This is a genomic window from Companilactobacillus halodurans (genome assembly GCF_009600985.1).
Lineage (GTDB): Bacteria > Bacillota > Bacilli > Lactobacillales > Lactobacillaceae > Companilactobacillus > Companilactobacillus halodurans.
In genome coordinates, this window is sequence record NZ_VDFP01000265.1 from 1 (window position 1) to 1061 (window position 1061).

At 37.2% G+C, this 1061-nt stretch carries 2 protein-coding genes; both read left to right on the plus strand.

Going from position 1 to position 1061, the window contains the following annotated elements; all coding sequences use genetic code 11:
* On the plus strand, positions 1-929 hold a 929-nt coding region (locus FHL06_RS14060; protein ID WP_153387283.1), incomplete at its 5' end, for a DgaE family pyridoxal phosphate-dependent ammonia lyase.
* 15 nt (positions 930-944) lie between these two features.
* The coding region (locus tag FHL06_RS14065) for a KDGP aldolase (RefSeq protein ID WP_153387285.1) at positions 945-1061 on the plus strand (117 nt) is incomplete at its 3' end.

A 1061-nucleotide genomic window follows, 5' to 3' on the forward strand; every position in this document is an offset into this window, starting at 1 on the left:
AATTATTGGGTGCAGAAGATGCAATCGTCGTAAATTCGGCTTCAGCTGGTATTGCAATGTCTGTTGCAGCTCTAATTGGTCAGGGGAGTATGTATCATGTTTATCATGCAAATGATCCACGTTTTGAAAAACGTGAAATCATTATGCCTAAAGGTCACAATGTCGACTATGGTACTCCAGAAGAAGTAATGATTAGTCTTGGTGGAGGACATGTTGTCGAAGCTGGCTATGCTAATATGTGTACCCCAGAACATATTGAAATGATGATAACTGATAAAACAGCAGCAGTACTTTATGTAAAGAGTCACCACACAGTTCAAAAGAGTATGCTATCCGTCAAAGAAGCTGTAGAAGTAGCTCATAAAAATAATTTGCCATTGATTCTTGATGCTGCTGCAGAAGAAGATATGAAGAAATATTTGGATCTAGGCGTAGATATTATTATCTTTAGTGGTGCCAAAGCACTAGAAGGACCAGCATCAGGCTTAGTTTATGGTAAAGCTAAGTATATTAATTGGATTCGTCTACAAAAGAAAGGTATTGGCCGTGCCATGAAGATCGGTAAGGAAAATATCTTAGGTTTAACTGCGGCAATTGAACGCTATCTCAAGATTGGACCAGAAGATGGTGAACATATGCGTCAAAGATTAGCACCATTCTTAAAAGATTTAAATGAGGTTCCTGATATTGAGGCTAAGGAAGTTCAAGATGGTGCAGGTCGTGAAATTTATCGTGCAGCCGTGACCGTTAAAGAAACTTCTAAGAAAGACGCTAAAGAAGTAACTAAAGAATTAAAACAAGGCGATCCTGCTATTTATACACGTGAATACAGAGCAAACGAAGGTATTATTGAATTTGACATTCGTGCAGTTGATGCGAATGAAATGAAAGCAATTGTAAATAGATTACAAGAAATTCAAAAGGACTAAGGAGCTTATATAAAGATGAAACTAATTCCTAATTATTATAAAAATAGAGTTGCTATTAATGTACTTGCAGGTTCTGTGGAGAATGCTAAAGATATTTATGCCGCAGCTGAAGGTCACACAGTAGTCGGAGTT